This window comes from Rhizobacter sp. Root1221 (assembly GCF_001425785.1).
GTDB lineage: Bacteria > Pseudomonadota > Gammaproteobacteria > Burkholderiales > Burkholderiaceae_C > Rhizobacter.
In genome coordinates this window covers 1-5,530 of record NZ_LMDI01000058.1, presented here as the reverse complement: position 1 = coordinate 5,530, position 5,530 = coordinate 1, and the positions used below count along the sequence as shown (strand labels likewise).

Genomic DNA, 5,530 nt, shown 5'->3' with positions numbered 1-5,530 from the left:
ATCTTCACGTTCGCGATGTCCACCCCCGTGCCGTCGCTCTTCACGCGAACCTTCACGTTGTAGTCCACCACCCGTTTGACTGCCACCAAGACTTTCATGGAATCGACCTTTGATTGTTGAACGCGCACATGCGATTTTCGAAACACGCTTCTGCACAGCAGAATGTACAACCCGAAGGTGGCAATGGGCAAGCCCTGGGGGTGGATGGGGGCCTCACGGTGTTCATCGTGCACAGACGATGCCTTCGGTCAATAGGCAAACGCCAAGGTGCCACGATCCACGCAGATGCCGGCACACACCGTCGCGCAGGTGACAGGGGAGACAAAAACCTCTCAGTGTTTGCCCTGCATGTTCCACAATGCAGAACATTTGCGTTGACGGTGGTTCCGCCGGGCCGCAAGATCGCTCCGCGTTCTACGGAGCGCAAACACGCGGTTGGCCACCTCGACGGCTGGACACTTCGATCGCATCCCGGCGGTCGCCCCCTTCTCTTTTCATGAGTACAGGAGCGTGAAGAACATGCCCATGCCTGCCCGAACGGGTCCCAACCCCGAGCAGACGACCTTCCCGGTCTTCCTCCCTGCCCCGACCCGGGAGGACTGACCCGATGGACTTCCTCCAACAGTTTTTCCAACAGGTGCTCAACGGGCTCACGCTCGGTGGCATCTACAGCCTGGTGGCTCTGGGCCTCACGCTGGTGTACGGCATCCTTCACGTGCCGAACTTCGCGCACGGCGCGTTCTACATGGCCGGAGCGTTCTTCTCGTTCCACCTGCTCACACGCTACAACGTCAATTATTGGGTGGCAATGGCGGGCTCGGCCGCGCTCGTGGCGGCGATGTCCACGCTCGCCGAGCGCCTCGTGTTCCACCCGCTGCGGCATCACACCGGGCTGCACCCGATGATCGCGGCCATCGGCATGATGCTGTTCCTCGAGGCCACCGCCCAGCTCATCTGGGGCGCCGACTTCCAGCGCATGCAGTCGCCCTACAGCGGCATCATCGACGTGGCCGGCCTCACGGCGCCCGTGCAGCGGCTGCTGATCATCACGGCCGCGTTCGTGATGATGGTGATCCTGCACCTGTTCCTCAAGCGCACGGTGACGGGCTCCACCATCATCGCGATGGCACAGAACCGTGACGGCGCCTCGCTGGTGGGCATCGACGCCAACCGCGTGGCGATGCTGACGTTCGCGATCTCCGGCGCGCTGGCCGCCATCGCGGCCACGCTGTATGCGCCCATCAACCTCGTGTACCCGGCCATGGGCAACCTCGTGATCACGAAGGCGTTCGTGATCATCATCCTCGGCGGCATGGGCAGCGTGCCGGGGGCCATCGTGGGCGGGCTGATCATCGGCTTTGCCGAAAGCTTCGGCGCCTTCTACATCTCCTCCGACTACAAGGACATCATCGCCTTCGTGCTGCTGGTGCTCATCCTGTCCGTTCGCCCGCAAGGCCTGTTCACGAAGGGAGTGCGTTGACCATGAAGTACCTCGAAGGCCGCATCGGCTGGACACTCCTCATCCTCGCCGGCCTCGTCTTTCCGTACGTGACCGGCAACGACTATCACCTCACGGTGATGTCCACCGCATACATCTTCGCCATCGCCACGCTGGGCCTGAACCTGGTCACCGGCTATACCGGCCAGTTCAACCTCGCGCACAGCGGTTTCATGGCCGTGGGCGCCTACGTGGTAGGCATCCTGACGGTAGACCACCAGGTGCCGTTCTGGATCGCCTTCGCGCTGTCGGGGCTCGTCACCGCGCTGATCGGCCTGCCGCTCGGGTTCGTCTCGCTGCGCCTGAAGGGCCACTACTTCTCGATCTTCACGCTGTGCGTGGGCTACATCATGTTCCTCGTGATCGAGAAGTGGGAATCGCTGACCCACGGCACCGTGGGCATCATCGGCATCCCGGCGCCCACCGGCTTCGGCGGCTTCGTGTTCGACTCGCCGCGCCCGCTGTACTACCTGGTGTTCGCGTTCCTCGTGATCGGCGCGTTCGTGATGCACCGCATCGTCACATCGCTGCTCGGCCGCACGTTCATGGCCATCCGCAACAGCGACGAACTGGCCGAATCGCTCGGCATCAACCTCGCGCGCAACAAGCTGCTGTCGTTCCTGCTGTCGGTGTTCTACGCCGGCCTGGCGGGGGGCCTGTACGCCGGGTTCGTGCGGTTCCTGGGCCCCGACCTCGCGGGCACGCACCACACGTTCGAGATGACCACGTTCATGCTGATCGGCGGCATCGGCACGATCCTCGGGCCGCTGCTGGGCGCCATCGGCATGCCGTGGCTGTCGCAGCACCTGCAGTTCCTGCAGGAGTACCGCTACGTCGTGTTCGGCCCGCTGATCATCATCCTCGTGATCTTCGTGCCCAACGGCATCGTGGGCAGCTACCTCGCGTGGAAGGCACGCCGCGCGTCGAACGAAGCCAAGGCCCGTGCCGTGCCGCAGCCCGTGCCCACCACCCAGCCCGTCAACCCGGCCTCCCGCCAAGGAGGCGCGACCCATGCTTGAGATCCAGAACCTGGGCAAACGCTTCGGCGGTCTCGCCGCCGTCAACGACGTCAGCACCGTCATCGAGAAGGGCAAGATCAACGCGATCATCGGCCCGAACGGCGCCGGCAAGACCACGTTCTTCAACCTGATCAGCGGCGTGCACAAGCCCACCTCGGGCCGCATCCTGCTCGACGGCCACGACGTGACCCACCTCCGCACCGACCAGGTGGCCAAGCTGGGTGTCTCGCGCACCTTCCAGACCACGGCCCTGTTCGACAGTGCGTCGGTGCTCGACAACCTGATCGTGGGCCACCGCCTGCGCACCCACGCCGGCCTGTGGGACGTGCTGATCGGTTCGGCACGGCTCAAGCAGGAAGAGAAGGTGTGCCGCGAGAAGGCCCGCGACGCGCTCGATTTCGTGGGCCTGTCGCACATGGCCAACCGCATGGCGGGCGACATCTCCCAGGAAGAGCGCAAGCGCGTGGCGTTTGCGCTGGCACTCGCCACCGACCCGAAGATCGTGCTGCTGGACGAGCCCGCCGGCGGCGTGAACCCTGACGAAACCGCGGGCCTCGCGGACCTGATCAGGAAGCTCGTGAAACACGGTCTCACGGTGTGCCTCATCGAACACAAGATGAACATGATCATGAGCCTGGCCGACAAGATCATGGTGCTGAACTACGGCGAGAAGATCGCCGAGGGCACCCCGGCCGAGATCCGGTCGAATTCCGCCGTGATCGACGCCTACCTGGGGAGTGAACATGCTGACGCTTGAGAACGTCTCGCTCAAATACGGCAGCTTCCAGGCCCTGGACGGTGTCAACCTCTGCGCCAAGGAGGGTGAACTCGTGGTGCTGCTCGGCGCCAACGGCGCCGGCAAGAGCTCCATCTTCCTGACCACGAGCGGCATCCACCGCGCGGCCGGTGGCAGCATCCGCTTCCACAACCAGGAACTTGTGGGCATGCGTGCCGCGCAGATCGTCGCGTCCGGTGTGGTGCAGTGCCCCGAAGGCCGCAAGCTCTTTCCGCAGATGAGCGTGTTGAAGAACCTGATGCTGGGCGCCTACGTGCACCGAGGCGACTCGGCTGGCAACAAGAAGCGGCTCGACGAGGTGCTCGCGCTGTTCCCCATCCTCTCGCAGAAGAAGGACGACCCGGCCGGCTCGCTCTCCGGCGGCCAGCAGCAGATGGTGGCCATCGGCCGCGCGATGATGAGCCGCCCCAAGGCGCTGCTGCTCGACGAACCGTCGCTCGGCCTCGCACCGCTCGTCGTGAAGCAGGTGTTCGAGGTGATCCAGCAGATCAACCGGGCCGGCACCACCGTGTTGCTCGCCGAGCAGAACGCTTTCGCGGCGCTGAAGATCGCACACCGCGCCTACGTGCTGGAAGGCGGCCGCATCGTGATGGAAGGCGACCGCGACAGCCTGCTGAACAACGAGGCGGTGCGCCGGGCCTACATCGGCGCCTGACTAGCAGTTCCCCTCATACCGGCGGGTCAACTGCAGCCCGGACACTACCGTTCGATCTACAGTCACCCGCCGTCCGCTCGCTCACCGTTCCCTTGAGAAATTCACATCACAGGAGATAGAGATGAACTGGAAATTCAACATGTTGCAGGTCTCTGCCGCCGCCGCCTTCGGCATGGCCCTCATGGCCGCCCCGGCGATGGCGCAGGAAGTCGTGAAGATCGGCTTCTCCGGCCCGCTGAGTGGCGGCGCGGCGCTCTATGGCAAGAACGTGCTCGACGGCATGCAGCTCGCGGTCAGCGAGATCAACGCGGCCGGCCTCGAGGTGGGGGGCAAGAAGTACAAGCTCGAGATCGTGGCCCTCGACGACAAGTACAACCCGTCCGAGACCGCCATCAACGCCCAGCGCCTGGTGCAGGAACACAAGACCCCGGCCATCCTCGTGCCGCACTCGGGCGGCAGCCTGGCCCTGCAGGTGAACAACGAGCAGAACAAGTACCTGCTGCTGTCGTACACCAGCGTGCCGCAGATCACCGCACGCGGCAACAAGCTCACGCTGCGCATCCCGCCGGAGTTCACCACCTACGTGCCCGCGTTCGTCAAGCACGCCATGACGAAGTACGGCAAGAACCTCGCGTTCGCCCACGGCGACCACGACTACGCGAAGGCCTGGACGGCCGCGTTCAAGCCCGCCTGGGAAGCTGCCGGCGGCAAGGTGGTCATCGAGAACCCCATGTCGTACAACCGCGCCGCCGACTTCTACAGCGGCGTGAGCCGTGCGCTCGCCGCCAAGCCCGACGTGATGTTCGTGGGTGGCGCCTCCGAGCCCACCGGCCTCGTGGTCAAGCAGGCGCGCGAGCTGGGCTTCAAGGGCGGCTTCGTGATCATCGACCAGGCGAAGATGGACGAGATGGCGAAAGTCACCGGCGGGTACGGCCCGCTCGAAGGGTCCATCGGCGTGCTGCCGCTCATCGAGGACAAGACCCCCGACGCCCAGGCCTTCGTGGCCCGTTTCCAGAAGGTCTACCCGGGCCGTGTGCCGAGTTCCGAGGTGTCGCTGAACTACACCGCCGTGTGGCTCACTGCCGAGGCCATGAAGATCGCCGGCACGGTGACCGACGCTGCCGCCATCCGCGCGCAGCTCGACAAGGCCGCGAAGCAGTTGTCGGCGGCCCACAACCCGAACAGCCTGGATGGGGTGGATGACAAGGGTGGCACGTTGGCGGACACGCGTGTTGCCGTGATCGACGGGGGTGTGGTCAAGGAAGTCAAGCTCAGCATGATGAAATAGGGCCCCCCAGTCGCTTCGCTCCTGCCCCCGAGGGGCGACCCCGGGTCGGCCGGCGGAGCCGGTCCTCGCGGGTGGCTTGATCTTTCGCTTCGCTGCGCTTGCTTTCCTGGCGCACGCGGTTCGGGGCGTTGCTCGCTTCGCGTCGCTCGCCCCCTGACTCTGTCATCCCGGCGGAAGCCCACTACTGTCCGGAATAATTTCCCCCTCAGTTGAACAGGGGCGGTTGGGCGGCGGCGAAGGCTTGCGCGGCTTGCCTTCGTCGTCGATACAACTG

The 5,530-nt window shown here is 64.9% G+C and carries 5 protein-coding genes and 1 pseudogene; 5 read left to right on the top strand and 1 reads right to left on the bottom strand.

The genetic code is table 11. The annotated features are described in order from the left end of the window. A pseudogene (locus tag ASC87_RS32265) lies at positions 1-98 on the bottom strand (electron transfer flavoprotein subunit beta/FixA family protein); the annotation flags it as partial. 509 nt (positions 99-607) lie between these two features. On the opposite strand from ASC87_RS32265, the gene ASC87_RS27250 reads away from it, so the two are divergent. From ASC87_RS27250 to ASC87_RS27230, 5 genes are all read left to right on the top strand, one after another. Next, positions 608-1,480 carry a branched-chain amino acid ABC transporter permease gene (locus ASC87_RS27250; RefSeq protein WP_056670576.1) on the top strand — a complete coding sequence of 291 codons (873 nt, stop codon included), beginning with the start codon at positions 608-610 and terminating at the stop codon, positions 1,478-1,480. Between the two features lie 2 nt (positions 1,481-1,482). Then, complete coding sequence (locus ASC87_RS27245) at positions 1,483-2,517, top strand: branched-chain amino acid ABC transporter permease (protein WP_056670573.1); 1,035 nt, start codon at positions 1,483-1,485, stop codon at positions 2,515-2,517. Next, complete coding sequence (locus ASC87_RS27240; protein WP_056670570.1) at positions 2,510-3,274, top strand: ABC transporter ATP-binding protein; 765 nt, start codon at positions 2,510-2,512, stop codon at positions 3,272-3,274. The genes ASC87_RS27245 and ASC87_RS27240 overlap by 8 nt, the downstream gene beginning before the upstream one ends. Continuing rightward, positions 3,261-3,968: an ABC transporter ATP-binding protein gene (locus ASC87_RS27235; RefSeq protein WP_056670566.1), complete on the top strand. Its 708-nt coding sequence runs from the start codon at positions 3,261-3,263 to the stop codon at positions 3,966-3,968. Before ASC87_RS27240 ends, ASC87_RS27235 begins: the two co-directional genes overlap by 14 nt. Positions 3,969-4,089: 121 nt before the next feature. Next, complete coding sequence (locus tag ASC87_RS27230) at positions 4,090-5,256, top strand: ABC transporter substrate-binding protein (protein ID WP_056670563.1); 1,167 nt, start codon at positions 4,090-4,092, stop codon at positions 5,254-5,256. Positions 5,257-5,530: the final 274 nt, after the last annotated feature.